Consider the following 25,633-nt stretch of genomic DNA (forward strand, 5'->3'; position numbering starts at 1 on the left):
CGGGAGCGCCCTGGACACCTCGGGCCCGGGGCGCTCCCGCCGTGCTCGCCGTGCGGCTCACCTCCGGGGACCGACTGGCCGACTGTAACTACTAGTATGTAAAGTGATCGCATGAGCACCTCGGAACGACTGATCGAGTCCACCCGTGAGCTGCTGTGGGAGCGCGGGTACGTGGGCACCAGCCCCAAGGCGATCCTGGAGCGCTCGGGAGCGGGCCAGGGCAGCATGTACCACCACTTCAAGGGCAAGCCGGATCTCGCCCTGGCCGCGATCCGGCGTACCGCCGCCGAACTGCGGGCCACCGCCGAGGCCGTGCTCGGCGGGCCGGGCACGCCGTACGAACGGATCGAGGCGTATCTGCTGCGCGAGCGCGATGTGCTGCGGGGCTGCCCGGTCGGCCGGCTGACCATGGACCCGGACGTGATCGCGAGCGACGAACTGCGCGCGCCGGTGGACGAGACGATCGCCGCGATCCGGGACCGGATCGCCGAGATCGTCGAAGAGGGCAAGCGGCAGGGGCAGTTCGCGCCGGAGCTGGACGGCGCGGAGATCGGCGCGGCCGTGCTCGCGACCGTGCAGGGCGGCTATGTGCTCGCCCGCGCCTCCGGCTCCCCCGCCGCCTTCGACGCCGGCGTCCGCGGTCTGCTCGCGCTGCTCGCCCCCCGGACGGACGGAACCGGCTGAAGCTCCCGAATCCCACGTCCTTCCCGAACTCCCCGACAGGAGACCCGAGTCACGTGCACATCACCAGACGCCGGCCGGACACCCGGCAGGGTCCGGCGGACAACTTCACCGGCGCGGTCTGGGTGGACGAGACAGCCGCCCCCGCCGCCCCGTCCCGGCTGCGCATGTTCCACGTCCACTTCGCACCGGGAGCGCACACGGCCTGGCACACGCGTCCGCACGGGCAGGTGCTGCACGTCCTGGAGGGCGAGGGCCTGGCGGGGCGCGCGGACGGCGAGGTGGAGGAGATCCGCGCGGGCGACACGGTGTGGATCGAGCCGGGCGAACGGCACTGGCACGGCGCCGGGCCCCGCACCTTCATGACCCACCTCGCGGTCGTGGAGGCCGCCGCCGACGGCACGACGGCCGAGTGGCACGCGCACGTGTCCGACTGCCCCGCCTGAGAAGGGAAGCACGAAGTGCACGCGATGCAGTACGAGTTCACCCTGCCCGCCGACTACGACATGGGGCTCGTCCGCTCCCGGGTCGCCCGCGTCGGGCATGTGCTGGACGACTGGGACGGCCTGGGCATCAAGACGTACGTGATGCGCGAGCGGGGGGTGAACGGCTCGCCGGTGAACCAGTACGGGCCGTTCTACCTGTGGAACACCATGGAGGGCATGAACAGGTTCCTGTGGGACGGGGCCTTCCAGGGGCCGGTCGACGACTTCGGCCGGCCGGCGGTCCGGCAGTGGACCGGCCTGGCCTTCGAGGAGGGCACCGCGACCGCCTCCGCGCCGGCGTACGCCGTGCGTCGACGCCAACCGGTGCCGGAGGGCGTGGAGTTGGCGTCGTTCATGGCGGAGGCGGTGGCCGAGACGGCGAGGCTGGCGGCGGCGGACGGCGCGGTGCTCGCGGCGGCGGCCGTGGACACGCGTGCCTGGGAGGTCGTGCACTTCTCCCTCTGGGAGCACGACGGCCCCAAGGCGGACGGGGATCTCTTCGAGGTGCTGCACCTGTCCGCGCCCGGCCGGGACCGCCTCCCGCGCGGACGGCAGTGGTGAGGCGCGTCCGTACGGTCCTCGGCGACATCCGCCCCGAGGAGCTGGGCGTGTGCGACGCGCACGACCATCTCTTCCTGCGCAGCCCGCGGTTGCCGGGGCAGGAGCTGGACGACGTGCCGGCCGCGCGGGCCGAGCTGGCGGCCTTCCGCGCGGCGGGCGGCGCGGCCGTCGCGCAGTGGACGCCGTACGGCATGGGGCGGCGGGCGGCGGACCTGCCGGCGCTGTCCCGGGCGACCGGGGTGCGGATCGTCTGCGCCACCGGGCTGCACCAGGCGGCGCACTACGCCCCGGAGGTGCTCGAGGAGCTGAGCGGGGACCGGCTCGCCGAACTGTTCGTGGCCGAGCTGACCGAGGGCATCGGGACGACCGGGGTGCGGGCCGGTCTGATCAAGGTGGCGGGCGGTTTCCACGGGCTCGACGCGCACGCCCGCCGGACCATGACGGCGGCGGCCGAGGCGCACCACGCCACCGGCGCGCCCATCGCCGTGCACCTGGAGCTGGGCACCGGCGGGCCGGACGTACTGGACCTGTTGTGCGGCGAGCTGGGAGTGCCCGGGGAGCGGGTGATCCTGGGGCATCTGAACCGCTTCCCCGACCCGGTGGTGCACCGGGAGGCCGCCGCGGCGGGCTGCTGGCTGGCCTTCGACGGGCCGTCCCGCGCCCACCACGCCACCGACTGGCGGATGCCGGAGGCGGTACGGGCCCTGGCCGAGGCGGGGTTCGGGGACCGGTTGCTGCTCGGCGGGGACACGGTGACCGCCGGGGCGCGCTCGGTCGACGGCGGGCCCGGGATGCCGTATCTGCTGCGCCGGGTGCGGCGACGGCTGGCGGCGGCGGTGGGCGCCGAGCTGGTGGAGCGGATGCTCGGGGAGCATCCGGGGCGGGCGTTCGGGGCCGACTGGAAGTGAGCGCGCCCCGGCGGGGAAATGCGGGTGATCAGGACCGGTCCGGGCCCCTAACCTGGCCGGCATGATCACACCCGTGTATCCGCCCAAGCCCGTGCCCGGCGACCGGATAGCTGTCCTCTCACCCGGCGCCGGCCTGGCGGGGATCCTGCCGCTTCCGTACGAACTGGGGCTGAGACGGCTGCGGGAGGACTTCGGCCTGGTACCGGTGGAGTACCCCACCACCCGCACCATGGGCGCCGGCCCCCGGGAGCGCGCCGCCGACATCCACGCCGCGTTCGCCGATCCGACGGTCAAGGCGGTGATGGCCACCATCGGCGGGGACGACCAGATCACCGTGTTGCCCCACCTGGACCGCGAGCTGATCCGCGCCCACTCCAAGCCGTTCTTCGGCTTCAGCGACAACACCAATCTGCTGCTGTTCCTGCGCAACCTGGGCATCGTCGGCTACCACGGCGCCTGTGTGATGACCGAGCTGGGCCGCCCGTACGCGCTGCACCCGGTGACGGCCGACTCGGTGCGCGCCGCCCTGTTCACCTCGGGCCCGTACGAACTGCGTCCGGCCGAGCGCTACCGCGACACCGACCGCGACTGGGCCGATCCGGCCACGTTCGACGCCGAGCCCGCCTCCCAGCCGGCCGGCGGCTGGATCTGGCACCGGCCCGAGCGGCTGGTGGAGGGGCGCGCCTGGGGCGGCAACCTGGAGATCCTGTCGTGGCTGCTGATGGCCGACCGCGAGATCGAACGCGATCCGGCGGCCTACGACGGCGGCGTGCTGTTCCTGGAGACCTCGGAGGAGCTGCCGAGCGCCGCCGAGGTCTTCCGGATCCTGCGCAACATGGGGGAACGCGGTCTGCTGGAGCGCTTCCCCGCGCTGCTGATGGCCCGCGCCAAGGCGTGGTCCTTCGAGCGGCCGAACGACGCGGACGCCAAGCGGCGCTACGCCACCGAGCAGCGTGAGGCGGTGCTCCGCGCCCTGGAGGTATATGCCCCGCACACCATGGCGGTCTTCGATGTGGACTTCGGACACACCGATCCACAACTGGTGATTCCCTACGGCGGACAGGTCCGTGTGGACGGCCCGGCGCGCCGGATCACGGTGACGTACTGACGGTGTGACGTGTTGACTGTGTGACGTACTGGCCGTGTGACGTACTGACGGTCCGGCGCGCCCGGGATCAGCCCGTGGCTCCGGCCAGTGCCGTCAGCGGGTCGTCCAGGACCGGCTGCCAGGCCAGTTCCGCGGCGCCGACCAGGCTGCTGTGGTCCAGGGTGCACGGCAGGATGGGGACGCCGCCGCTCTGGCCCCACAGGCTGCGGTCCGCGACAACCGCGCGCAGCCGTCCCGGGTCGGCCGCCAGCAGGGTGCGGTGCAGGCCGCCGAGGACGATACGGTCCGGGTTCAGGATGTTGACCAGGCCGGCCAGGCCGAGGCCGAGGCGGTCGATGAGGGCTTCGGCCGCCCTGCGCACGGCCGGGTCGTCGTACCGGGTGCGCAGCAGGTCGTCGGCCTGCCGCAGCAGCGACAGCTCGGGGCCGGGCTCGAGGCCGGCCTCCACCAGCAGGGCCAGCGGGTCGGCCTCCACGTCCAGGCAGCCGCGGCCGCCGCAGTGGCAGGGGCGGCCCTCCGGGTTGACCGTGAGATGGCCGACCTCCAGCGCGAGGCCCGAACTGCCGGTGTGCAGCCGGCCGTCCAGCACGAGCGCGCCGCCGACCCCGCGGTGCCCGGTGGCCACGCACAACAGGTCCCGCGCGCCCCGCCCGGCACCGTGCCGGTGTTCGGCGAGCGCGACCAGGTTCACGTCGTTGCCCGTGAAGGCGGGCCCGTCGATACCGGCGGCGCGCACGCACTCCGCGAAGATCCGCCGGACGGGCGCGCCGACGGGCCAGGCCAGGTGCAGCGGGTTGAGGGCCAGGCCGTCGGGCTCGGCGACGGCGGACGGCACGGCGAGTCCGGCGCCGACACAGCGCCGGCCGGTCGTGCGCAGCAGCTCCGCGCCCGCCTCCACGACGCTGGCGAGCACCTTGGCCGGGTCGGCGTCGACGGTCTCGCAGCCGGGCGCGGTCGCCACGATCCGCCCGCCGAGTCCGACCAGCGCGGCCCGGAAGCCGTCGGCGTGGATCTGCGCGGCGAGGGCCACCGGCCCGTCCTCGGCGACCTCGAGCCGGTGCGAGGGGCGCCCCTGGGAGCCGGCCGCGGAGCCGGGCCGGGCGTCCACCCGGATCAGACCGAGCGCCTCCAGTTCGGCGGCCACCGCTCCGGCCGTCGCCCGGGTGACGCCGAGTTCGGCGGTGAGCACGGCCCGGGTCGGTGCCCGTCCGGTGTGCACCAGCTCCAGCGCGGGTCCGAGAGCGCCTCGCCCCCGGTCCAGCCGCGCCCTCGAGGTGGTCCTCTCCCCCGCTGTCCGGGGATCCGCCTTGCCGTTCATGAGGGCGAGTCTCCCATGATCCGCGTCCGGGGCGACCGCCGCGGGCTAGCGGCCGCTCACCCGCAGGGTGATGTTCAGGCGGCCGGAAAGGCCCAGCCAGCCGGGGGCCGTGCCCGGGCGGACGCCCGGCACGCCGTGGTAGGCGAGCCGGGAGGGGCCGCCGAAGACGAACAGGTCGCCGCCGCGCAGCTCCACGTCGGTGTACGGCTTGCCGCGCGTGGCGGTGTTGCCGAAGCGGAACACGCAGGTGTCGCCGACGCTGAGGGAGACCACCGGGGCGTCCGCCCGCTCGTCGGCGTCGCGGTGCATGCCCATGCGGGCGTCGGCGTCGTAGAAGTTGATCAGCGCGATGTCGTACGGCGCGGCCGGTACGGCGTCCGGGCCGAGCGCGTCGGTCACCGCGCGGCGGCCCAGCTCGCCGAGCCAGTCCGGGAACGGCTTGACGGGGGCGCCGTCGCCGTCGACGGCGGTGCGGGCGTAGGCGTACGGGTACCAATGCCAGCCCAGGCAGACCTGGCGGGCGGTCATCGTGCCGCCGCCCGGGGTGCGGACCGTGCGCAGCCCGGCGGGGGGCCGGGCCCAGTCCCGGCAGGCGGCGAGCAGGGCGCGCTGCCGTGCGGGGTCCAGCCAGTCCGGGACGTGCACGGCGCCCGGCGCGACCTGTGTGCGCTCCCTCGGGAAGAGCTCGTCCTCCATGCCCCCATCCTGCCCCACGGGCCCTGAGCTGCGGCTCGGCTAGCCTGGACGCACGATGAGCGACCGTATGACGACACCGTGGGGCGAGGTCGAGCTGACCCGCTTCCCCGAGGATCCGCGCGACCGGCTGCGTGCCTGGGACGCCTCCGACGCGTACCTGCTGCGCCATCTCGCCGAGGAGGAGGTGCCGCTCACCGGCACGGTCGTGGTGGTCGGGGACCGCTGGGGCGCGCTGGTCACCGCGCTGGCCGGGCACCGGCCGACGCAGATCACCGATTCCTTCCTCGGTCAGGAGGCGACCCGGGCGAATCTGGCGCGGGCCGGTGTGGAGCCGGGCGCCGTGAGGCTGCTCACCACGCAGGACCCGCCTCCGGAGCGGGTGGACGTGCTGCTGGTGCGGGTGCCCAAGAGCCTGGCGCTGCTGGAGGACCAGTTGCTGCGGCTGGCGCCGGCCGTGCACGCGGACACGGTGGTGATCGGCACCGGCATGGTGAAGGAGATCCACACCTCGACGCTCCGGCTGTTCGAGCGGATCCTCGGGCCGACCCGGACCTCGCTGGCCCGGCAGAAGGCCCGGCTGATCTTCTGCACCCCCGATCCGGCGCTGGAGCGGCCCGCGAACCCGTGGCCGTACAGCTACGCCCTGCCGGACGGTCTCGGCGCGGTGTCGGGGCGCCCGGTGGTCAACCACGCGGGCGTCTTCTGCGCCGACCGGCTGGACATCGGCACCCGCTTCTTCCTGCGGCACCTGCCCGGTCCCGGCGCGGGGCGCGTGGTGGACCTCGGCTGCGGCAACGGCGTGGTGGGGACGGCGGTGGCGCTGGCCGATCCGACGGCCGAGGTGCTGTTCGTGGACGAGTCCTTCCAGGCGGTGGCCTCGGCGGAGGCGACGTACAAGGCGAACGGGGTGCCGGGGCACGCCGAGTTCCGGGTCGGGGACGGGCTGGCCGGGGTCGCCTCGGGCAGTGTGGACCTGGTGCTGAACAACCCGCCGTTCCACTCCCATCAGGCGACCACGGACACCACGGCCTGGCGGATGTTCACCGGGGCGAAGCGCGCGCTGCGGCCGGGCGGTGAGCTGTGGGTGATCGGCAATCGGCACCTCGGCTACCACTTGAAGCTGAAGCGGTTGTTCGGCAACAGCGAGACGGTGGCGTCGGACCCGAAGTTCGTGGTGCTGCGGGCGGTCAAGAGGGGCTAGCGGTCCGATGGGGGACCGCGCCGCCGGTCCTGGCCGGTGGCGCGGTCCCCGGCCGGTGCCGGTCAGCCGCCGTCGGCCCGGGACAGTACCCCGATGATCCGGCCGACTTCGCGGGCCATCGCCTCCCGGCCCACGCCGAGGTAGGCGCGGGAGTCGACGGCCTCGGGGCGGGCGGCGAGGAATTCCCTGATCGCGCCGGTCATGGCCACGTTGAGCGCGGTGCCGACGTTGACCTTGGCGATGCCCTCGCCGACGGCCGCGACCAGTTGCTCGTCCGGCACACCGCTGGAGCCGTGCAGGACGAGCGGCACGCTCGACACGGCGGACAGCCGGGTGAGCAGGGCGTGGTCGAGGACGGCGGTGCGGCTGGTCATGGCGTGCGCGCTGCCGATGGCGACGGCCAGGGCGTCGACGCCGGTGCCGGCGACGAAGTCCCGCGCCCGGTCCGGGTCGGTGCGCGCGCCGGGCGCGTGGGCGTCCAGCGGGGGCCGGCCGTCCTTGCCGCCGATCTCCCCCAACTCGGCCTCGATCCACAGCCCTTGGGCGTGCGCCCAGTCGGCGGCGGCCCGGGTCGCGGCGAGGTTGTCGGCGTAGGACAGGCGGGCCGCGTCGTACATGACCGAGCCGAATCCGGCGTCGGGCGCTTGCCGGAGCAGGTCGTCGCTCCGCACATGGTCCAGGTGCAACCCGACGGGTACGGCGGCCCGTTCGGCGGCGGTGACGGCGGCGCGGGCCAGCGGCAGCAGCCGTCCGTAGCGGAACTTCACGGCGTTCTCGCTGACTTGGAGGACGACGGGTGAACCGGCCGTTTCGGCGCCGGCGACGACGGCCTCGATGTGTTCCAGGGTGATGACGTTGAACGCGGCGACGGCGGCGCGGGCCGCTGCGGCCCGGGTGATCAGCTCGCCGGTGGGCACGAGGGGCACGGGGTAGGTGTCCTTCCTGGGCGGGCCGGCGGGTCAGGGGGTGAGGATGACCGAGCGGGTGAGGTGGCGCGGCCGGTCGGGGTCGAGTCCCCGGGCGGCGGCGACCGCGACCGCGAGCCGCTGGACGCGGACGAGTTCGGCGAGCGGGTCCAGCTCGCCCTCGATCCACATGCCGCCGGTGGCGCGGACCTGCCCGGCGAGCCCGTCGGGTGCCGTGCCGAACATCCAGGTGGCGGTGCCCTCGCAGGTCACGCTGATCGGGCCGTGCCGGTACTCCATCGCCGGATATGCCTCGGTCCAGGACAGCGACGCCTCACGCATCTTCAGCCCGGCCTCGCTCGCGAGTCCGACCGTCCAGCCGCGCCCGAGGAAGGTGAACTGGCGGCACTCCACGAGCCCTTCGGGCAGGGGGGCGGCGAGGGCGGTGCGCGCGTCGGCCACGACGGCGTCGGTGTGCAGGCCGAGGTGGGCGCGCAGCAGGGTGAGCGCGGTGGTGGCGAACCGGGTCTGGACGACGGAGCGTTCGTCGGCGAAGTCCAGCACCACGAGGTCGTCCGCGGCGTCCATGACCGGGGTCCGCGGGTCGGCGGTGATCGCGGTGGTACGGGTCCGTCCGGCCAACTCCCCCAGTAGTTCGAGTACTTCGGTGGTGGTGCCGGACCGGGTGAGGGCGACGACCCGGTCGTAGGACCGCCCGTGCGGGAACTCCGAGGCGGCGAACGCGTCGGTCTCGCCCTGCCCCGCGCCCTCCCGTAGCGCGGCCACCGCCTGGGCCATGAAGTAGGAGGTCCCGCAGCCGACGACGGCGACCCGCTCCCCCGCCCGCGGCAACGCCTGACGGTGCCCCGCCGCCTGTTCGGCGGCCCGTGTCCAGCACTCCGGCTGGCTGTTCAGCTCGTTCTCGACATGGGTCATGGCCCATACCCTCCCCTTGCTGATTGTTCTTGCAAGGTATAGCGATCTTTCGAGCACAATCAAGCATTCGGCGGGGAAGCCGGGTGCGCTAGGGTCGCCGGGAGATCGTCCGGAGGAAGAAGACGGAGGCCGCGGATGTCCCGGGACGCCCGCTGGAAGGCGCTGCTGGAACTGCTCGTCGAGCGCGGCCGGCTGGAGGTCGAGGAGGCGGCGGCCGAGCTGGCGGTGTCGGCGGCGACGATCCGCCGGGACTTCGACCAGCTCGCCGAACAGCAGATGCTGGTGCGCACCCGGGGCGGCGCGGTGGTGCACGGGGTGTCGTACGAACTCCCGTTGCGCTACAAGACGGCCCGGCGCGCCTCGGAGAAGCAGCGCATCGCCAAGGCGGTGGCCGAACTCGTCGCGCCGGGCGAGGCGGTGGGGCTGACCGGCGGTACGACCACCACGGAGGTGGCCCGCGCGCTGGCCGTGCGCGGCGATCTCGCCACCGGCTCGCCGGCGCTGACCGTCGTCACCAACGCGCTCAACATCGCCAACGAGCTCGCCGTGCGCCCCCAGTTCAAGATCGTGGTGACGGGCGGGGTGGCGCGCGCGCAGTCGTACGAGCTGATCGGCCCGCTCGCGGACGGGGTGCTGGGCCAGATCACCCTGGACGTGGCCGTGCTCGGTGTCGTCGGTTTCGACGTCGCGCACGGGGCGGCGGCGCACGACGAGGCGGAGGCCGCCATCAACCGCCTGCTGTGCGAGCGCGCCGAGCGGGTGGTGGTCGCCGCCGACTCCAGCAAACTGGGCCGCCGCGCGTTCGCCCGGATCTGCGGGGCCGAGCTGGTGGACACGCTGGTGACGGACACGGCGGTGGGGCAGGAGACGGTACGGCGGTTCGAGGAGGCGGGCGTGCGGGTGCTGGCGGTGTGAGGCGCGAGGTACCGGGTACCGCCCGGCACACCCCGAACGCCCCGGCCGGGGCGTACCGCTGACGCCTTCCGGCCGCGCGGGGCAACGGCTGGGGCGGGTTCGGCCCGTACGCCCATCGACCGGGGCACTGCTCGCCTCGGACGCCGCAACGACTGGAGCGCCGTTCACCTCGATGCGGCAACCACCGCAGGGCCATTCACCTCGGCCACCGCGTGAACCGGGGTGCCATTTACCTCGGCCACCGCTTCGACCGAGGTGCCGTGGGCCTCGGATGCCGTATCCGCTGCCGCGCCGTACGTCCGCCCGCCCCCTCACATGCCGCGCAGGTCGGCCTTCACGAACCCCGCGCCCCGCTGGTCGTTGCAGAGGGCCGGCGGCCGGTCGGCCGGGTCCGGCCATGTCTGCGGGGCCTGGAGCGCCACGCTCACCAGCGTCAGCAGCAGGTCGACATCGCTCGCGGCGTCCAGGCGCAGCGTCACCCACGGCGAGCCGCGCACGATCCTGATCGCTCCCGAGTGCTTGAGGTCCTTGGTGAACCGCCGGACGGCCCGGTCGGTGAGCAGCAGGTCGACATCCCGCTCGGAGTGGAAGTGGACGATCTCACCCTGGGCGGAACTCACCGCCTGCCCCAGGCCGCAGCTCGGCACGGTCTGTCTCAGATCCGGCCAGGTCGCCAGTTGCGCGAGCGCGCGCGAGGCCAACGTCATGGGCCCATCATGGCGCGCTCACCCGTCCGCAACCAGCTCGTGAGCGAGCATTAACCGACCCGTATCCGCCGCGTGTTCAGCGACTCGCACACCTGTGCAATCGCCGAACAGGTCCGGATTCGCCTGGTGTTGCCTCGCCCCGCGCCGCCCGGCAGGGGGAACCCGCAGGTGGGCCCGTACGGCAGGACGGCCGGCCCGGTCCTGCGGCCCGGGCACGCGTGCGATCCATGTCCGTGGAGCGTGCGGGACGGCTCGGGACCAGGACCCCCGAAAGGGCGAAACATCGGACGCCGGTTCGTCACCACCACAACGGGAGGGCCCCGGACGGCGGCCGGCCGCACGGGACCGGCCCGAGACCGTCTTGCCCGCTCCCCGGGCCACCCGTACGCTGGATTTTGTGCCGATAATAAACAAAACCCGTGTGCACAGTGTCGTGCCGGGCCGGAGCCTCACGGCACTGCGCGCCGCGATCACCGCCTTCTTCGCCCTGGACGGTTTCATCTTCGCGGGGTGGGTCGTCCGCATCCCCGACATCAAGCACCAGACGCACGCCTCCGCCGGCGCCCTCGGGCTCGCCCTGCTCGGCGTGTCGGCCGGGGCCGTGCTCACCATGACGCTGACCGGGCGGCTGTGCCGTCGCTACGGCAGCCATCCGGTGACCGTGGTCTGCATGGTGGTGCTCGCGCTGAGCGTGGCGCTGCCCCCGCTCACCCACTCGGCGCCGGCGCTGGGGGCCGTACTGCTGCTGTTCGGCGCGGGCTACGGCGGGGTCAACGTGGCCTTCAACAGCGCCGCCGTCGATCTGGTCGCCGCGTCGCGCAAGCCGATCATGCCGAGTTTCCACGCGGCCTTCAGCCTGGGCGGGATGGTCGGCGCGGGCCTCGGCGGACTGGTCGCCGAGGTCCTCTCCCCCACCCGTCATCTCCTGGGCCTCACCGTGGTCGGACTGCTCGTCACGGCCGTCGCCGGACGCACCCTGCTGCGCTGCGAGCCGCCGGAGCCGCCCGAGCGCACACCGGAGCAGGCGGCGCGGGCGGACGGAAAGAACCGGCGCGGGATCGTGGTCGTCTTCGGGCTCGTCGCGATGTGCACGGCGTACGGGGAGGGGGCGATGGCCGACTGGGGCGCGCTCCACCTCCAGCAGGACCTCGAGGCCTCCGCCGGCAGCGCGGCGGCCGGCTACGCGTGTTTCGCGCTCGCCATGACCATCGGCCGGCTGACCGGGACGACGCTGCTGGCCCGGTTCGGGCGGGCCCGGACCGTGGTCGCCGGAGGTACCGTCGCGGCGGCCGGCATGCTGCTCGGTGCCCTCGCGCCCTCGCTGTGGGCCGCGTTGGCCGGTTTCGCGGTGACCGGGCTCGGGCTCGCCAACCTCTTCCCGGTCGCCGTGGACCAGGCGGGTGCGCTGGCCGGCGCGTCCGGTGTCGCCCTGGCCTCCACCCTCGGTTACGGCGGCATGCTCCTCGGGCCGCCGGCGATCGGGTTCATGGCCGACTGGTTCTCCCTGTCCACCGCGCTCACCAGCGTGGCCGCGCTGGCCGCGGTCGCCACCGTCCTCGGCCTGGCGACACGGCACGCCTTCACAGACACCGCTTCGCCCGGCCGACGAAACCGGTGACGAGGTCCCGGGTACGCACCCGCAACTCATCCGATTCCGCCCTGCTGTTCGCCTTGGACAGCTTTGTGATCTCCGCGAGCACGTCTTCCGCGGCCTGGCCGAGCCCCTCGTCGTCCGTCAGCATCTGCGCCCGGAACAGGGCCTCTTGGGCCTGGGAGCGCAGGTCGTAGGCGTGGATGCGGACGGTGTCGGGGTCCTCGGGCGGTGGCTGTTCGCGCTCGCAGAACCACAAGTGGACCAGGCACCGGCGGTAGTTGACCAACGCGCCCGCGTAGGCCGAGTATGCCTCCAGCCGCTCCTGCCGGAGGCTCTCGCGCCGGGTGAACTGGTGGTTTCTGTCCGTGGTGCGCCGCTGGAACGCGAGGGTGAGTGCCGACCCGAGCAGGGTGCCGAGGACGGCTATGGCGCTGGCGATGATGGTTTCCACGCCTCAAGCCGATCACGCGCACCGCGAGCCGGCCACGCGCACCGGGTGACCGGCCCGGCCGGGATGAACAACGGTGGTACGGGAGTTGGGGAGGGGGACAGGGCGATCGGTGATCGTCGTGTCCCCGACCGCACCGCTACCGGAAGGCGTTCCCATGACCCCGCTGCGCCTCGGCGTCTCCCTGCAACCGCGCTGGCCGCTCCACGACGGAGCCGATGCGCTCCGCGCCGCACGCCACGCCGAGGAACTGGGCTTCGACCATGTCGCGGTCGGCAACCGGCTCCTGGACAGCGGTTTCGGCCTCGACACGGACCCGTTCGTGCTGCTGTCGGCCGTGGCGGGGGCGACGACCCGTCTGCGGCTGCTGACGTCCGTGCTCGTCGCGCCGTACTACCCCGCGCTGGTGCTCGCCAACCAGGCCGCCACGCTCGACGTGATCTCCGGTGGCCGACTGATCCTCGGCGTCGGCACCGGCTGGAACCCCGACGAGTTCGCGGCCGTCGGCGTGCCCGCCGGGGAACGCGGTGCGCGCACCGACGATCACCTCGGCGCCGTCAAGGCCCTGTGGAGCCGGCGCCCCGCGGACTTCGACGGGCCGTTCACCCGGCTGCGCGCCGCGCACCTGGGCGTGCCTCCGGTCACCCCCGGCGGCCCGCCCGTGTGGGTCGGCGGCCACAGCGACGCCGCGCTGCGCCGGGTGGTGCGGTTCGGCGACGGCTGGTACGGCTCCGGTGTGGACGCCGCGGAGGTCACCGACGTCCGGCGCCGCCTGCGGGACCTCGCCGGCGCGGAACACGCCGACCGCCTGACGCTCGCCTCGGCCGGGTTCCTCACTCCGCCCGGTTTCCCCGCGGCGGTCGCCCCGCCGGGACGCCCGCTCGGCGGCGCCGCGCCCACCGCGGCGAGCGTCGCCGACGACCTCGCCCGGCTCACCGAGGCGGGGCTCGCCGAGTGCACCCTGTGGCTGCCGCTCGCGGCCGAGCACGTCGACCGGGCCCTGGAGTGGATAGCGACCGAGGTGACCCCACGCCTCGCCTGATCACCACCCCGGCGAGCCTGCCGGTTCACGTCGGCGCCGCGTCCGGACGACGGCCGGCACCGGCGGTGACCGCACCTGTCGGCGGTCGCCGCCGGTCCGTGCGTACGCGTCGCCGGCCGGCCGGGCATCGGCCGCCCCGTCCCACGTTCGGGTGTTTCGGCCCCGTCGTCCGGATGAGCCGGCGCGGCCATGAGCATCGTCGCCTCATGACCAAGCGAAAGACATCCAATCTGAAACTGGCCGCGGTGCTGGGAGCGACCCTGCTCGCGAGCGCCTTCGCGAGTCCCTCGGCGAGCGCGACCGCGAGCGCCGCCTCCTCTCCGCCCGCCACCTCCGCCCTGCCCGCCGCCTCCGCCGCGCCCTCGGCCGTCGCGGTCCGCGCCTGTGAGACCGGCGGGCCGCACACCGACTTCAAGGGCACGAACATCAACATGCGCAGCACCCCGGGCGGCAACCACGTCGGCACCGCGAACCAGGGTGACTGCGCGTACTGGTACCAGACCGACTCCGGCCCCCGCGTCCAGTGCCCGAACGGCACCAGCACGACCGCCTGGCAACTCGTGCAGAACAAACGCACGGGGGTGGTCGGCTATGTCTCCGCCTGCTATCTCTGACGACCGGCCGACCCGGTTGCGGGTCGCCGACTTCCTCGAAGTCCTGGACCACGAGGGCCGGTTGCTGGCGGCGGCCGCCGCTGCCGCGGGGCCAGGCGCGGACGTGCCCCCGTGCCCGGGGTGGCGCGTGCGCGATCTGGTACGGCACCTCGGCGCCGTACACCGCTGGGCCGCCGCCCTCGTCGCCGACCGGCCACCACGCCCCCGCCGCTCGGCGATCCGCCGGAGCGGGCCGACGACGAGCTGGTGAGCTGGTACCGGGACAGTCACCGCCTGGTGCTGGACACCCTGGCCGCCGCCCCCGCCGATCTGGAGTGCTGGACCTTCCACGCCGCGCCCAACCCGTCGCCGCCTGCGTTCCGGGCCCGCCGGCAGGCGCACGAGACGGCCGTGCACCGCTATGACGCCGAGAGCGCGCGTGGCGGGGAACCGTCCCCGGTCGGCCGGGAGTTCGCGGTGGACGGCATCGACGAACCGCTGCGCGGCTTCCACGCCCGCGAACGGAGCCGGCTGCGCAGCGAGCAGCCGCGCGTGCTGCGGGTGCGCGCGGTGGACGCGGGGCCGGACGCCGTGTGGACCGTACGGCTCACGGCCGGGCCGGCCATGACCGTGCGCGCGGCAGAGGGCGAGGCGGAGGCCGAACTGTCGGGCCCGGCGGAGCAGTTGTACCTGGCGCTGTGGAACCGGACGGCCATCCCGCGGGTGACCGGCGACCCGGCGCTCGCGGCCCTGTGGCGGGAGCGGTCCGGGATCTGAGGCCCGGTCAGTCGGCCTGGACCAGCATCCGGGACAGCACCTCGCGCTGCACGGGCCGTACCTCACCGTGCAGTGCGCTTCCCTTCTCCGTGAGGGAGACCCGCACCGCGCGCCGGTCCTCCGAGCACATGCCCCGCTCCACGAGGCCGTCCTTCTCCAGCCGGGCGATCAGCCGGGACAGCGCGCTCTGACTGAGGTGGACCCGCTCGGCGATCTCCTGCACCCGGTAGGAGCAGCCGCCGTCCAGGGCCGCGCCCTCGGCCAGCACGTCGAGCACCTCGAAGTCGCTCGCGCACAGCCCGTGCCCGTGGAGCGCCCGGTCCAGTTCGCACTGGGTACGGGCGTGCAGCGACAGGATCTCCCGCCACTGCTCGATGAGCCCTCGCTCGGCATTCTTCGCCGCCATGCCCGCAAGGTAGCAGAAATCCACGTTCGTTGCACTGTAATTAAATGAGCTTGCATCTGATGCGTGTGCATGTAATCTCGTCGCCATGACTTCTCCGCTCACCACCTCCGCGGCCCCGTCCCCGGCCGCGCGCTGGACTCCCCGGCTGTGGGGCACCCTCCTGGTGCTGTGCGCCGCGATGTTCCTGGACGCGCTCGACGTGTCGATGGTCGGCGTCGCACTGCCGTCCATAGGCTCGGAACTCGGCCTGTCCACGTCGACCCTGCAGTGGGTCGTCAGCGGCTACATCCTGGGCTACGGCGGTCTGCTCCTCCTCGGCGGCCGGACCGCCGACCTCCTCGGCCGGCGTCAGGTGTTCCTGGTGGCGCTCGCCGTCTTCGCCCTGGCCTCGCTGCTCGGCGGGCTCGTGGACTCCGGCCCGCTGCTGATCGCGAGCCGCTTCGTCAAGGGCCTCAGCGCGGCCTTCACGGCACCGGCCGGCCTGTCGATCATCACCACCACGTTCCAGGAGGGCCCGCTGCGCAACCGGGCCCTGTCGATCTACACCACCTGCGCCGCCACCGGATACTCCCTGGGCCTCGTCTTCTCCGGCCTGCTCACGGAGGCCAGCTGGCGGTTCACCATGCTGCTCCCGGCGCCGGTCGCGCTGATCGCGCTGCTCGTGGGCATGAAGCTGCTGCCGCGCGGCGAGCGGGAACGCGGCCACGGCGGCTACGACGTCCCGGGCGCCGTCCTCGGCACCGCCTCGATGCTGCTGCTGGTCTTCACCGTCGTCCAGGCACCCGAGGCCGGATGGGCGTCGGCCCGCACGATCCTGTCCTTCGTCGCCGTGGCCGTCATGCTGTTCGTGTTCGTCCTCGTCGAGCGGCGCAGCCCCAGCCCGCTGATCCGGCTCGGGGTGCTGCGCTCCGGCTCCCAGGTCCGGGCCCAGCTGGGCGCGCTGACCTTCGTCGGCAGCTACACGGGCTTCCAGTTCCTGGTCACGCTCTACATGCAGCAGGTGCTGGGCTGGTCCGCCCTGCACACGGCGCTGGCGTTCCTGCCGGCGGGTGCGCTGGTGGCGCTCTCGGCGACCAAGGTCGGCACCGTCATCGACCGGTTCGGCACGGGACGGCTGATCGTGCTGGGCTTCGTCCTGATGACGGCCGGGTACGCGCTGTTCCTGCGCATCGACCTCAACCCGGTCTACGCGTCCGTGATCCTGCCGACCATGCTGCTGGTCGGCGCGGGCTTCGCCCTGTCCTACCCGTCCCTCAACGTCCAGGCCACCAACGGGGTGGACGAGCACGAGCAGGGCATGGTCTCGGGCCTGCTGAACACCTCGGTGCAGGTGGGCGGCGCGATCTTCCTGGCCGTGGTGACGGCGGTGGTCACCGCGCACGCCCCCGAGAACGCCACCCCGCAGGCCGTCCTGGACAGCTACCGGCCCGGACTCGTCGTGGTCACCATCGTCGCCGTCGTGGGGCTGCTGCTGTCGCTCAGCGGACTGCGCCGGCCCCGGCCGACGGCCCGCTCGGTCGTGGTCGCCAGGTCCACCGTGAAGGAGGCGGACGCCGACCGGGTACCGGTCCGCGACTAGGGGGACCGCCTCCAACGTGCGCCCGGCGGGCATTCGTTGCCCGCCGGGCGCACCTCTGCGAGGCTGACGGCATGGACGCACACGGGGGCCGCCGCAGCCAGGCGGAGCGGGACGCGGTGACGGTCGAGATCGGGTACGCGCTGGTCAGCGCCGCGTTCGCGGCGGCGGTGCTGTTCGGAGCCGTGGCCGGGCCCGCACTGCTCTTCGACCTGCCCCATCTGCTGTCCACGGTGCTGCTCCGGCTGGGCCTGGTGGTCGCGCCGCTCGTGTTCACGGCCCGGGTGGTCAGCGTCCTGCTGCGTTTCCGGTGGCCGGCTCAACCCGACCGCCCCGGCCCGGACTCGTAGGCCGGCACGACGAGTCGGGCCCGGCCCCGGGCGCCCTGACCATCGTCCGGCTGACCTGACGCGGCTGCCCACGATGGCCGAGGGGGCCGTCGCCCGGCGCGGGTGCGTCTGGGCGGTGAGCGGGCCGACCACCAGCGGGCGGGCGATCTCCTCGTCGGACAGGCCCAAGCCGACCAGCGTCGTCACCTCACGCTCCCGCTCGGTGAGCCGGACGGGGCCGGCTGCGGGCAGGCGCGGGCACCGCAGCCGAACCGCGCGCACGCCCGGACGGCCCATCCGCCCGGGCCCCATGCCCGACCAGCAGCCGGAATCCGCGTTCGGCGCGCCAGGCCCCGCGCCCGTCAGGAACCGGCCGGCTCCTCCGTGGCGGGCTCCGCCGGAGGTGCCGGCCGGCGGTCGAGCGCGGTCAGGGCGCGCTGGGCGATCGGGCGGGAGCGGACGATCTCGGCCAGGGAGGTGGCGCCCGTGGTGATGTCCCGGAACGCCCGCCAGGCCGGACGGAAGCCGGTGAGCGCCGCGTGGAACAGGCCCGGACGCCGCTCGAACACGGACAGCAGCCGCTTGCCGACGCTCATCTCGACGCCGAGCCCCGCCTTGATCGCGAACGCGTAGTTCAGGGCCTGGCGCCGGGTGTCCACCGCGTCGTGCGCCTCGGCGATGCGCACCGCCCACTCCCCCGCCAGCCGGCCGGAGCGCAGTGCGAAGGAGATGCCCTCGCGGGTCCAGGGCTCGACCAGGCCCGCCGCGTCGCCGCAGACCAGTACCCGGCCCCGGGACAGCGGCGAGTCGTCGGCGCGGCAGCGGGTCAGGTGCCCGGAGGAGAGGGACGGCTCGAACCCGGCGAGACCCAGCCGGGCGATGAAGTCCTCCAGGTACCGCTTGGTGGCGGCTCCCTCACCGCGCGCGGAGATCACGCCGACGGTCAGGGTGTCGCCCTTCGGGAACACCCAGCCGTAACTGCCCGGCAGCGGCCCCCAGTCGATGAGGACGCGGCCCTTCCAGTCCTCGGCGACGGTCTCCGGCACCGGGATCTCCGCCTCCAGGCCGAGGTCGACCTGGTCGAGCTTCACGCCGACGTGGGCTCCTATCCGGCTGGCGCTGCCGTCGGCGCCGACGACCGCGCGGGCCAGCACCGTCTCCCCGCCCTGGAGGACGACGGCGACCGTGCGCCGGTCCGGCACCGCCGAGCCGTGCTGCTCGACCCGCTGGACCGTGACGCCCGTACGCAGCTCGGCGCCCGCCTTCTGGGCGTGCTCCACCAGTTGCTGGTCGAACTCGGGCCGGTTGATCAGGCCGAAGAGCATCTGCTTGGAGCGGCGGGTGCGGGTGAAGCGGCCGTTGTGGGAGAACGTGACGGCGTGCACCCGGTCCCGGAAGGGCAGTTCGAAGCCGGGCGGCAGCGCGTCGCGCGAGGGGCCGATGATGCCGCCGCCGCACGTCTTGTAGCGCGGCAGCTCGGCTTTCTCCAGCAACAGCACACGCCGTCCCGCGACCGCCGCCGCGTAGGCGGCCGAGGCGCCCGCCGGGCCCGCGCCCACCACGACGACGTCCCACACCCGTCGCACGTCGTCCGCTGAAGAGTTCTCGCCGCTCACGATGGTCTACCGCTCCGCTCAAGCCGCTGCCAAGTGTCTGTCGCATCCTACGGCGGCCGTCCGGCCGATCCGCTGTGGGAGGATCGTTGTACTCACCCCGTACCACGTCGCACCCACGAGGAGCGTGCCCATGCCGTCGAATCCGCTCGCCGAGACCGTCGCCTCGTTGCTGCCCCGGGCGAAGGCGGAGCTGGCCGAACTGGTCGCCTTCAGGTCGGTGGCGGACTTCTCACAGTTCCCGAGGAGCGAGAGCGAGGCCGCCGCGGGCTGGGTCGCCGACGCGCTGCGGGCCGAGGGATTCACGGACGTGGCCCTGCTGGACACCCCCGACGGCACGCAGTCGGTGTACGGCTATCTGCCGGGCCCGGAGGGCGCCAAGACGGTCCTGCTGTACGCGCACTACGACGTGCAGCCCCCGCTGGACGAGGCCGGCTGGACCACCCCGCCGTTCGAGCTGACCGAGCGTGACGGCCGCTGGTACGGCCGCGGGACCGCCGACTGCAAGGGCGGCTTCATCCTGCACCTGCTCGCCCTGCGCGCCCTGAAGGCGAACGGCGGCGTCCCGGTGCATGTGAAGGTCATCGTGGAGGGCTCGGAGGAGCAGGGCACGGGCGGCCTGGAGCGGTACGCCGAGCAGCACCCCGAGCTGCTGGCGGCGGACACGATCGTCATCGGTGACGCGGGCAACTTCCGGGTCGGTCTGCCGACCGTGACCACCACCCTGCGCGGGATGACCCTGGTCCGGGTGCGGGTCGACACCCTGGCCGGCAATCTGCACTCGGGCCAGTTCGGGGGTGCCGCCCCGGACGCGCTGGCCGCACTGATCCGGGTACTGGACTCGCTGCGCGGCGAGGACGGCTCCACCACCGTCGACGGCCTGGACGCCACGGCGCGGTGGGACGGCCTGGAGTACACCGAGGAGCAGTTCCGCGCGGACGCCAAGGTGCTGGACGGCGTCGGACTGATCGGTGAGGGCTCGGTCGCCGACCGCATCTGGGCCCGCCCGGCGGTCACCGTGCTCGGCATCGACTGCCCGCCGGTGGTCGGCGCCACCCCGTCGGTGCAGTCCAGTGCCGGTGCCCTGGTCAGCCTGCGGGTGCCGCCGGGCACGGACGCGGCGGAGGCCGGCAAGCTGCTCCAGGCGCACATAGAGGCGCACACCCCGTGGGGCGCCCGGGTCACCGTCGAGCAGATCGGCCAGGGCCAGCCGTTCAGCGCCGACACCTCCAGCCCCGCCTACGAGGCGATGGCCGAGGCGATGGCGGTGGCCTACCCCGGCGAGACCATGCAGTACGCGGGCCAGGGCGGCTCCATCCCGCTGTGCAACACCCTCGCCGCGCTGTACCCGCGGGCGGAGATCCTGCTCATCGGGCTGAGCGAGCCGGAGGCACAGATCCACGCGGTCGACGAGAGCGTGTCGCCCGAGGAGTTGGAGCGGCTGTCCGTGGCCGAGGCGCTGTTCCTGCGCAATTACGCGGCGGGCTGATCTCTTCTGCCCACCGCAGAGGGCCCTCGCCCGCGGGCGGGGGCCTCTTTACGGTCGGCGCATGGACGTCATCGAACTGCTGCCCCGGCTGCACCTGTTCCGCTTTCCCGTCGGCCAGGCCTATCTCTGGCGCGACGACGATGAGTTGACCCTGATCGACGCGGGCCCGATCGGTGCCGGCCGGCCGATCGCCGACGCGGTCACCGCGCTGGGGCACGCTCCCCGGGACGTACGACGCGTCGTGCTCACCCACTTCCACGAGGATCATGTCGGCGGAGCGGGCGAGTTCGCGGCGCTGAGCGGGGCGGAGGTGCTGGCGCACCACTTGGACGCCCCGTTCGTCCGCGGGGAACGGCCGGGCCCGCCGCCACGGACGGAGGAGTGGGAGCGGCCCCTGCACGCGGCGGCCCTCGCGCAGTTGCCCCCGGGCCCGCCGGTGCCGCCGGCCTCGCTCACCGAGTTGTCCGACGGCGATGTGCTGGGCTTCGGCGGTGGCGCCCGGGTGGTGCACGTCCCCGGGCACACGGACGGCAGCATCGCGGTGTTCCTGCCCGCGCACGGCGTGCTGTTCACCGGGGACACGGTGGCGGCGGCACCGGACGACGGGACCCCGATCCCCGGGGTGTTCAACCTGGACCGGGTGCGGCTCCTCGCCTCGATACGCCGGATGGCGGACCTGGGAGCGGAGGTCGCGTGCTTCGGGCACGGCGCCCCGGTGCTGTCCGGCGCCGCCGCCGTGCTCCGCTCGCTCGGTTAGCCGCACCGCGGGATCAGCCGACCGGCACGCCCGCCTCCAGGTAGAGCGCGCTGCCCCGTTCCCGGGCGCGCAGCGCCCAGCGCAGCCGCTCGTAGCGGACCGGGGGCAGCATCGCGGCGGCCTCCTGCTCGGTGGCGAACCGCCAGGCGCGCAGCTCGGGTCCGGGCAGCAGCACCCGGGACGCCTCGCCGGGTCCCAGCCGGCCCCCGTCGAAGAGCAGCCGCAGCCCGCCGTAGCCGGGCGGGGTGGGGCGTTCCCAGTCCACGACCAGCAGCCGGGGCACCTCGCGCAGGTGTATCCCGGTCTCCTCGGCGACCTCGCGCATCCCGGCGCGGGCCGGCGCCTCGCCGCGTTCCACCACGCCGCCGGGGAACTCCCAGCCGGGCTTGTAGGTGGGGTCGACGAGCAGCACCCGGTCGTGCTCGTCGAAGAGCAGCACCCCGGCGGCGAGCGTCTCGGCGGTCGGCTCGGGGGTCTGCACGATGTCGCAGGCGGGTACGGCGCCGTTGCCGACGGCCTCGGCGATGCGGACGGCGGTCTCGTACGGGGTGAGGGCGCTGGTGTCGAGCGGGTGGGCGTCGGCGGTGAGCCAGGAGGCGAGGGCGGCACGGTAGGGCTCGATGTGGTCGGAGGACCACTGCCGGACGCGTATCTCGCCGTCGGGTGTCTCGGGCGGGATCTCCCGGCCGGCTATCCGCTCCCGCAGGATCGTTTCGGTGGGGGCGAGGAGCAGATGGTGCACCGGGATCCGGCGGGCGGCGAGCCCGCCGAAGATCTCGTCGCGGTACTCCTGGCGGAGCAGGGTCATCGGCACCACGAGGGTGCCGCCCAGCTCGGCGAGCATCGCGGCGGCCGTGTCGACCACGAGCCGGCGCCAGATCGGCAGGTCCTGGAAGTCGCCCGCCTCGGCGAGACGCTTGGGCGGCAGCAGGTGTGTCAGTGCCCCGCCGATGATCTCGGGGTCGAAGAGCGCGCTGTTCGGGATCAGTTCGATCAGTTCACGTGCGGTCGTGGTCTTCCCCGCACCGAACGCGCCGTTGATCCAGACGACGGTCACGGACTCCCCCTCTTCTGTTGGCCCCCTGAGGATTGCCCGCTCCACCCTGCCATGGAAACCCGCCGCCGTTGAGGGCGCCTGCCCGCGCGTATACAGGCAAGTGCCGGTGTCCCCTGTCACGGAGACACCGGCACGGACGCCCCGGGGCCGCGGGTCAGTCGCGGTCGAGGACGGAGTCGCCGAGGTCCAGGCTGTCGTGGGCGACGAGGTCACCGACCTCGTCCACCGTGTCCGACACGTCGAGCGGGCGGTCGACCGCCGCGTGGGAGGGGCTGACGGCGGCCACGACGAATCCGGCGGCGAGAGTGGCGATGGCGAGCATGCTGCGCTTCTTCATGCGCTGATCAACTGCGGGGAGCGGCCGGGGGTCACGCGGATCGCGGAAGCTTTCCCCCTCTCGGGCCGCCGCTCCCCCGATCGAACACATCCGAACAACGGCACGCCCGGCCTGAACGCCCCTTCCGACACAGTCCGACACGCCCTACCGTGAGCGCGCATTCATGACGCGCACATGGCGTCATCCGCGTTTCGCGAGTGGGAGGAACGTCGACGATGCGTCACCCTCACAGCCGCACCACCCGTTCCAGAGTCGCCGGAGCGCTCGGCGCCGGACTGCTGTGCGCGACGGGCCTGGCCGCCCCCGCCCTGGCGGCCCCCGCGACGGCCCCGGCGGCGCGGACCGCGTCCGCGTCCCTGGACGACGGCCTCGCCCTCACCCCGCCGATGGGCTTCAACAACTGGAACTCCACCTACTGCCGGGCGGAGTTCAACGAGAGCATGGTCAAGGGCATCGCGGACATCTTCGTGGAGAAGGGCCTGAAGAAGGCCGGCTACCAGTACGTCAACCTGGACGACTGCTGGGCCCTGCCCCAGCGCGGCGCCGACGGCCGGCTGGTGCCCGACCCGGTGCGCTTCCCGAACGGCATCAAGGCGGTCGCGGACTACGTCCACGCCAAGGGGCTCAAGCTCGGCATCTACACCAGCGCCGGCACCAGGACCTGCGACAGCGTGGGCCTTCCGGGCGCCCTGGGCCACGAGTACGAGGACGCGCGGCAGTTCGCCGACTGGGGCGTGGACTACCTGAAGTACGACAACTGCAACAACCAGGGCCTGGACGCCCGACAGCGCTACCGGACCATGCGCGACGCGCTCAAGGCGACCGGCCGGCCCATCGTCTACAGCATCTGCGAATGGGGCGAGAACAAGCCCTGGGAGTGGGCCGGGGACATCGGCCACCTGTGGCGGACCACCGGCGACATCAAGGACAACTGGCCCTCGGTGGTGTCGATCCTGAAGCAGAACCTCCCCCTCGCCCGGTACGCGGGTCCCGGCCGCTGGAACGATCCCGACATGCTGGAGGTCGGCAACGGCGGCATGACGGACACCGAGTACCGCTCGCACTTCTCCCTCTGGTCGGTCATGGCCGCGCCGCTGCTCATCGGCACCGACCTGCGCAAGGCGTCCCAGGCGACCTACGACATCCTGGGCAACACCGAGGTCATCGCCGTCGACCAGGACCCGCTCGGCAAGCAGGGCACGGTCGTCTCCTCCGCGGGCGGACGCTGGGTCGTCGCCAAGCAGATGGCGGACGGCAGCCGCGCGGTGGCCCTCTTCAACGAGTCCGGCACCGCCCAGCGGATCGCCACCAGCGCGGCCGCGGTCGGCCTGCCCCGCGCCGACGGCTACGCCGTGCGCGACCTGTGGCAGCACCGCACGTACAACACCGCCGGCACCCTCGCCGCCACCGTCCCCGCCCATGGCACGGTCCTGCTGCGCGTCGCGGCCGACCGGCACTGGGCCGCGTATCCGCCCGCCGTCGAACTCGGCCTGGACGGCGGCCTGTTGCTGACGGCGGGCACCCCGGTCACCCTCACCAGCACCGTCACCGACCTCGGGCGCACGCCCGCGCGCCGCGTGTCCGTGGCGCTGACCGGCCCGGCCGGCTGGGGCATACGGGCCACCTCGGCGACCTCGGCCGCCGCCCTCCGCACCGGCCGGACGTTGCGCACCGGCTGGCGGCTGACCGTCCCGGCCGGCACCCCGACGGGCTCCTACGGCCTCACCCTGCGGGCGAGTTACCGGTCGCCGTCCGGCACGCCGGTCACCAGCACGGTACCGCTGACCGCGTCCGTGGTCGTACCACCGCCGGCCGGGACGTCGTACCTCAGTGATCTGCCGTGGATGTCGGCCGCCAACGGCTTCGGGCCGGTGGAGCGCGACACCAGCAACGGCGAGAAGGCCGCGGGCGACGGCCGTCCGCTCACCATCGGCGGCACGGTGTACGTCAAGGGGCTCGGCGTGCACGCGCGCGGCGACATCGCCTTCTACACCGGCGGGGCCTGCGAGAAGGTCACCGCGTCGGTCGGCGTGGACGACGAGAAGGGCGCCAAGGGCAGCGTCGCCTTCGAGATCCTGGCGGACGACACGCGGGCCGCCGCCTCCGGCGTCCTCACCAACGCGATGCCCGCCCGGTCGCTCACCGCCGACATCACCGGTGCCCAGGTGATCCGGCTCGTCGTCACCGACGGCGGCGACGGCACCGACTCCGACCACGCGGACTGGGCGGACGCCCGCCTGAGCTGCTGATGGGGACCCGGTTCGGCGGTGTCGCCCACATCACTCCCGGCAACGTTTAACGTTCAACCTCTTGGGAGCACTGTCACTCCTGTCCCGCCCAATCGGGACGATACCGGCACGAACATCCCCTGTGCCGGTGTCTGTACAGGAGGAAGATCATGAATCTCACCCTTGGACGGCGCACCACCGCTGCGGCCGTCACCCTCATCGCCGCCGTCGGCACGCTGCTGACCGCAGGCGGCACGGCATCCGCCGCCGAGCATCCGGCAGCCGGCCACAAGGTCGTGGCCACGTCGGAGCAGGGCGCCCGCTCGCACGGCGACGACCGGAACACCCGCCTCGAGACCAGGGGCGGCCAGGTCGCCCACCGGGCCGGACACGACCGGGACAGCACCGGCGAGCAGCACCGTCACCACCGAGCCGGCCGCGAGGAGTTCCGCGGCGAGCACCGCTCGGACGGACACCGCGACCGGGCGCGGGACGGCCGTGACCGGTACCGCCACGACCGCGGTCGCGCGTACCGCTACGACGGCGTCCGCCTCTACCGGTGGGACCACGGCCGGTGGATCCTGACGACCGGTGACCCGTACGGCTTCGACGGGGATCTCCTGCGCTGATCCGACGGACCGCGACGGCGCCGGAGCCGGACGACCGCCCACCGTCCGGCTCCGGCGCCCGGTCCCCGGGACGCATCGAGCCGACCATGACCGACTACGGCGCCGACGGACGGGAACTGCTCCACGTCGCCCTGTCCGCACCGGGCGGATCCGCGCATCCGACCACCGCACTGGCCCCCGTCAGGGAATGGCCCTGCCGCACCTATCGACTGGTGCCCGCGGATCGGGAGAGTGAGGCGCTGGACCTGGAGCACCGTCTCACCCGTTTCCTCGAAGACAGCTCCTGAGCCGCCCCGCCCCCGCCGAGAGCTTGACCCACCCCCGCGACTTCTTCTTC

The 25,633-nt window shown here is 73.6% G+C and carries 28 protein-coding genes and 1 pseudogene; 19 read left to right on the top strand and 10 right to left on the bottom strand.

Translation table 11 applies throughout. The annotated features are described in order from the left end of the window. The first annotated feature begins 111 nt into the window (after window positions 1-111). From HB370_RS06635 to HB370_RS06655, 5 genes are all read left to right on the top strand, one after another. Window positions 112-684 (top strand): TetR/AcrR family transcriptional regulator, encoded by a 573-nt coding sequence (locus HB370_RS06635; RefSeq protein WP_030775547.1) that lies wholly within the window; start codon window positions 112-114, stop codon window positions 682-684. A 53-nt stretch (window positions 685-737) separates the two neighbouring features. Next, window positions 738-1,127: a cupin domain-containing protein gene (locus HB370_RS06640; RefSeq protein WP_030775545.1), complete on the top strand. Its 390-nt coding sequence runs from the start codon at window positions 738-740 to the stop codon at window positions 1,125-1,127. A 15-nt stretch (window positions 1,128-1,142) separates the two neighbouring features. After that, window positions 1,143-1,727 (top strand): DUF4865 family protein, encoded by a 585-nt coding sequence (locus tag HB370_RS06645; protein ID WP_030775542.1) that lies wholly within the window; start codon window positions 1,143-1,145, stop codon window positions 1,725-1,727. Continuing rightward, window positions 1,724-2,635: a phosphotriesterase gene (locus HB370_RS06650; RefSeq protein WP_037700120.1), complete on the top strand. Its 912-nt coding sequence runs from the start codon at window positions 1,724-1,726 to the stop codon at window positions 2,633-2,635. Before HB370_RS06645 ends, HB370_RS06650 begins: the two co-directional genes overlap by 4 nt. Window positions 2,636-2,696: 61 nt before the next feature. Continuing rightward, the gene (locus HB370_RS06655; RefSeq protein ID WP_030775536.1) at window positions 2,697-3,743 is read left to right on the top strand and encodes a S66 peptidase family protein; all 1,047 of its coding nucleotides are present in this window, start codon (window positions 2,697-2,699) and stop codon (window positions 3,741-3,743) included. A gap of 67 nt (window positions 3,744-3,810) precedes the next feature. Here the strand turns inward: HB370_RS06655 and HB370_RS06660 are convergent, their stop codons facing one another. Further along, a complete protein-coding gene (locus tag HB370_RS06660; RefSeq protein WP_030775533.1) occupies window positions 3,811-5,061 on the bottom strand; it encodes an ROK family protein in 1,251 nt (416 codons plus the stop codon). Between the two features lie 45 nt (window positions 5,062-5,106). Further along, window positions 5,107-5,757 (bottom strand): alpha-ketoglutarate-dependent dioxygenase AlkB, encoded by a 651-nt coding sequence (locus tag HB370_RS06665; RefSeq protein ID WP_030775529.1) that lies wholly within the window; start codon window positions 5,755-5,757, stop codon window positions 5,107-5,109. Between the two features lie 67 nt (window positions 5,758-5,824). Here HB370_RS06665 and HB370_RS06670 point away from each other — a divergent pair, with 67 nt between their 5' ends. Next, window positions 5,825-6,958, top strand: a complete 1,134-nt coding sequence (locus HB370_RS06670) for a methyltransferase (protein ID WP_030775525.1) — start codon at window positions 5,825-5,827, stop codon at window positions 6,956-6,958. Between the two features lie 62 nt (window positions 6,959-7,020). Here the strand turns inward: HB370_RS06670 and HB370_RS06675 are convergent, their stop codons facing one another. Together HB370_RS06675 and HB370_RS06680 are read right to left on the bottom strand one after the other, a co-directional pair. Then, window positions 7,021-7,884 (bottom strand): class II fructose-bisphosphate aldolase, encoded by an 864-nt coding sequence (locus tag HB370_RS06675; RefSeq protein WP_030775522.1) that lies wholly within the window; start codon window positions 7,882-7,884, stop codon window positions 7,021-7,023. Window positions 7,885-7,917: 33 nt separating this feature from the next. Then, complete coding sequence (locus tag HB370_RS06680) at window positions 7,918-8,799, bottom strand: SIS domain-containing protein (RefSeq protein ID WP_030775520.1); 882 nt, start codon at window positions 8,797-8,799, stop codon at window positions 7,918-7,920. Between the two features lie 135 nt (window positions 8,800-8,934). On the opposite strand from HB370_RS06680, the gene HB370_RS06685 reads away from it, so the two are divergent. Further along, on the top strand, window positions 8,935-9,714 hold the full coding sequence (locus tag HB370_RS06685) for a DeoR/GlpR family DNA-binding transcription regulator (protein ID WP_030604271.1): 780 nt from the start codon (window positions 8,935-8,937) through the stop codon (window positions 9,712-9,714). Between the two features lie 311 nt (window positions 9,715-10,025). Here HB370_RS06685 and HB370_RS06690 read toward each other — a convergent pair whose 3' ends face one another. Further along, window positions 10,026-10,421: a luciferase family protein gene (locus HB370_RS06690; protein ID WP_030775517.1), complete on the bottom strand. Its 396-nt coding sequence runs from the start codon at window positions 10,419-10,421 to the stop codon at window positions 10,026-10,028. Between the two features lie 433 nt (window positions 10,422-10,854). Between HB370_RS06690 and HB370_RS06695 the strand changes: the two genes are divergently transcribed. Further along, entirely contained in the window at window positions 10,855-12,039 is a 1,185-nt protein-coding gene (locus HB370_RS06695; protein ID WP_030775514.1) for an MFS transporter, read from the top strand. On the opposite strand, the gene HB370_RS06700 is transcribed toward HB370_RS06695, so the two are convergent. Further along, window positions 12,002-12,466 (bottom strand): hypothetical protein, encoded by a 465-nt coding sequence (locus tag HB370_RS06700; RefSeq protein ID WP_030775511.1) that lies wholly within the window; start codon window positions 12,464-12,466, stop codon window positions 12,002-12,004. The genes HB370_RS06695 and HB370_RS06700 overlap by 38 nt on opposite strands. Window positions 12,467-12,620: 154 nt before the next feature. Between HB370_RS06700 and HB370_RS06705 the strand changes: the two genes are divergently transcribed. The 4 genes and pseudogenes from HB370_RS06705 to HB370_RS41785 all read left to right on the top strand — a co-directional run bounded on the left by HB370_RS06705 (window position 12,621) and on the right by HB370_RS41785 (window position 14,875). Then, window positions 12,621-13,505: a TIGR03619 family F420-dependent LLM class oxidoreductase gene (locus HB370_RS06705; protein ID WP_244405453.1), complete on the top strand. Its 885-nt coding sequence runs from the start codon at window positions 12,621-12,623 to the stop codon at window positions 13,503-13,505. 206 nt (window positions 13,506-13,711) lie between these two features. Next, window positions 13,712-14,119: a hypothetical protein gene (locus HB370_RS06710; RefSeq protein ID WP_030775505.1), complete on the top strand. Its 408-nt coding sequence runs from the start codon at window positions 13,712-13,714 to the stop codon at window positions 14,117-14,119. Then, a pseudogene (locus HB370_RS41780) lies at window positions 14,097-14,467 on the top strand (maleylpyruvate isomerase N-terminal domain-containing protein); the annotation flags it as partial. The gene HB370_RS06710 and the pseudogene HB370_RS41780, both read left to right, overlap by 23 nt. 108 nt (window positions 14,468-14,575) lie before the next feature. Continuing rightward, the gene (locus HB370_RS41785) at window positions 14,576-14,875 is read left to right on the top strand and encodes a hypothetical protein (RefSeq protein WP_244406014.1); all 300 of its coding nucleotides are present in this window, start codon (window positions 14,576-14,578) and stop codon (window positions 14,873-14,875) included. A gap of 7 nt (window positions 14,876-14,882) precedes the next feature. Here the strand turns inward: HB370_RS41785 and HB370_RS06720 are convergent, their stop codons facing one another. Continuing rightward, window positions 14,883-15,281 (bottom strand): MarR family transcriptional regulator, encoded by a 399-nt coding sequence (locus HB370_RS06720; protein WP_030775503.1) that lies wholly within the window; start codon window positions 15,279-15,281, stop codon window positions 14,883-14,885. A gap of 85 nt (window positions 15,282-15,366) precedes the next feature. Here HB370_RS06720 and HB370_RS06725 point away from each other — a divergent pair, with 85 nt between their 5' ends. After that, a complete protein-coding gene (locus tag HB370_RS06725) occupies window positions 15,367-16,860 on the top strand; it encodes an MFS transporter (protein WP_030775501.1) in 1,494 nt (497 codons plus the stop codon). A 71-nt stretch (window positions 16,861-16,931) separates the two neighbouring features. Continuing rightward, complete coding sequence (locus HB370_RS06730) at window positions 16,932-17,207, top strand: DUF6332 family protein (RefSeq protein ID WP_030775499.1); 276 nt, start codon at window positions 16,932-16,934, stop codon at window positions 17,205-17,207. Window positions 17,208-17,548: 341 nt separating this feature from the next. On the opposite strand, the gene HB370_RS06735 is transcribed toward HB370_RS06730, so the two are convergent. Further along, window positions 17,549-18,802, bottom strand: coding sequence for a geranylgeranyl reductase family protein (locus tag HB370_RS06735; protein WP_030775497.1), 1,254 nt, complete (start codon window positions 18,800-18,802; stop codon window positions 17,549-17,551). A 130-nt stretch (window positions 18,803-18,932) separates the two neighbouring features. Here HB370_RS06735 and HB370_RS06740 point away from each other — a divergent pair, with 130 nt between their 5' ends. Together HB370_RS06740 and HB370_RS06745 are read left to right on the top strand one after the other, a co-directional pair. Then, window positions 18,933-20,288 carry a dipeptidase gene (locus tag HB370_RS06740; RefSeq protein ID WP_030775494.1) on the top strand — a complete coding sequence of 452 codons (1,356 nt, stop codon included), beginning with the start codon at window positions 18,933-18,935 and terminating at the stop codon, window positions 20,286-20,288. A 61-nt stretch (window positions 20,289-20,349) separates the two neighbouring features. Next, the gene (locus HB370_RS06745) at window positions 20,350-21,045 is read left to right on the top strand and encodes an MBL fold metallo-hydrolase (protein WP_030775491.1); all 696 of its coding nucleotides are present in this window, start codon (window positions 20,350-20,352) and stop codon (window positions 21,043-21,045) included. Between the two features lie 13 nt (window positions 21,046-21,058). Here HB370_RS06745 and HB370_RS06750 read toward each other — a convergent pair whose 3' ends face one another. Both HB370_RS06750 and HB370_RS06755 read right to left on the bottom strand, forming a co-directional pair. Beyond that, on the bottom strand, window positions 21,059-22,102 hold the full coding sequence (locus tag HB370_RS06750; RefSeq protein WP_030775489.1) for an NUDIX hydrolase: 1,044 nt from the start codon (window positions 22,100-22,102) through the stop codon (window positions 21,059-21,061). 154 nt (window positions 22,103-22,256) lie between these two features. After that, complete coding sequence (locus HB370_RS06755; protein ID WP_030775486.1) at window positions 22,257-22,439, bottom strand: hypothetical protein; 183 nt, start codon at window positions 22,437-22,439, stop codon at window positions 22,257-22,259. A gap of 215 nt (window positions 22,440-22,654) precedes the next feature. Between HB370_RS06755 and HB370_RS06760 the strand changes: the two genes are divergently transcribed. From HB370_RS06760 to HB370_RS06770, 3 genes are all read left to right on the top strand, one after another. Next, a complete protein-coding gene (locus tag HB370_RS06760) occupies window positions 22,655-24,688 on the top strand; it encodes an NPCBM/NEW2 domain-containing protein (RefSeq protein ID WP_030775483.1) in 2,034 nt (677 codons plus the stop codon). Window positions 24,689-24,837: 149 nt separating this feature from the next. Beyond that, the gene (locus tag HB370_RS06765) at window positions 24,838-25,296 is read left to right on the top strand and encodes a hypothetical protein (RefSeq protein ID WP_030775480.1); all 459 of its coding nucleotides are present in this window, start codon (window positions 24,838-24,840) and stop codon (window positions 25,294-25,296) included. Between the two features lie 86 nt (window positions 25,297-25,382). Then, a complete protein-coding gene (locus tag HB370_RS06770; protein WP_030775477.1) occupies window positions 25,383-25,583 on the top strand; it encodes a hypothetical protein in 201 nt (66 codons plus the stop codon). Window positions 25,584-25,633 lie beyond the last annotated feature (50 nt).

The organism is Streptomyces sp. DSM 40868 (assembly GCF_011820545.1).
GTDB lineage: Bacteria > Actinomycetota > Actinomycetes > Streptomycetales > Streptomycetaceae > Streptomyces > Streptomyces eurythermus.

Excerpts from the sequence above, each read along its gene's own strand:
- HB370_RS06635 (WP_030775547.1), top strand. The coding sequence starts at position 112 with ATGAGCACCTCGGAACGACTGATCGAGTCCACCCGTGAGCTGCTGTGG.
- HB370_RS06655 (WP_030775536.1), top strand. The coding sequence starts at position 2,697 with ATGATCACACCCGTGTATCCGCCCAAGCCCGTGCCCGGCGACCGGATA.
- HB370_RS06660 (WP_030775533.1), bottom strand. The coding sequence starts at position 5,061 with ATGAACGGCAAGGCGGATCCCCGGACAGCGGGGGAGAGGACCACCTCG.
- HB370_RS06665 (WP_030775529.1), bottom strand. The coding sequence starts at position 5,757 with ATGGAGGACGAGCTCTTCCCGAGGGAGCGCACACAGGTCGCGCCGGGC.
- HB370_RS06670 (WP_030775525.1), top strand. The coding sequence starts at position 5,825 with ATGACGACACCGTGGGGCGAGGTCGAGCTGACCCGCTTCCCCGAGGAT.
- HB370_RS06680 (WP_030775520.1), bottom strand. The coding sequence starts at position 8,799 with ATGACCCATGTCGAGAACGAGCTGAACAGCCAGCCGGAGTGCTGGACA.
- HB370_RS06685 (WP_030604271.1), top strand. The coding sequence starts at position 8,935 with ATGTCCCGGGACGCCCGCTGGAAGGCGCTGCTGGAACTGCTCGTCGAG.
- HB370_RS06690 (WP_030775517.1), bottom strand. The coding sequence starts at position 10,421 with ATGACGTTGGCCTCGCGCGCGCTCGCGCAACTGGCGACCTGGCCGGAT.
- HB370_RS06705 (WP_244405453.1), top strand. The coding sequence starts at position 12,621 with ATGACCCCGCTGCGCCTCGGCGTCTCCCTGCAACCGCGCTGGCCGCTC.
- HB370_RS06710 (WP_030775505.1), top strand. The coding sequence starts at position 13,712 with ATGACCAAGCGAAAGACATCCAATCTGAAACTGGCCGCGGTGCTGGGA.
- HB370_RS06720 (WP_030775503.1), bottom strand. The coding sequence starts at position 15,281 with ATGGCGGCGAAGAATGCCGAGCGAGGGCTCATCGAGCAGTGGCGGGAG.
- HB370_RS06725 (WP_030775501.1), top strand. The coding sequence starts at position 15,367 with ATGACTTCTCCGCTCACCACCTCCGCGGCCCCGTCCCCGGCCGCGCGC.
- HB370_RS06730 (WP_030775499.1), top strand. The coding sequence starts at position 16,932 with ATGGACGCACACGGGGGCCGCCGCAGCCAGGCGGAGCGGGACGCGGTG.
- HB370_RS06740 (WP_030775494.1), top strand. The coding sequence starts at position 18,933 with ATGCCGTCGAATCCGCTCGCCGAGACCGTCGCCTCGTTGCTGCCCCGG.
- HB370_RS06745 (WP_030775491.1), top strand. The coding sequence starts at position 20,350 with ATGGACGTCATCGAACTGCTGCCCCGGCTGCACCTGTTCCGCTTTCCC.
- HB370_RS06755 (WP_030775486.1), bottom strand. The coding sequence starts at position 22,439 with ATGAAGAAGCGCAGCATGCTCGCCATCGCCACTCTCGCCGCCGGATTC.
- HB370_RS06760 (WP_030775483.1), top strand. The coding sequence starts at position 22,655 with ATGCGTCACCCTCACAGCCGCACCACCCGTTCCAGAGTCGCCGGAGCG.
- HB370_RS06765 (WP_030775480.1), top strand. The coding sequence starts at position 24,838 with ATGAATCTCACCCTTGGACGGCGCACCACCGCTGCGGCCGTCACCCTC.
- HB370_RS06770 (WP_030775477.1), top strand. The coding sequence starts at position 25,383 with ATGACCGACTACGGCGCCGACGGACGGGAACTGCTCCACGTCGCCCTG.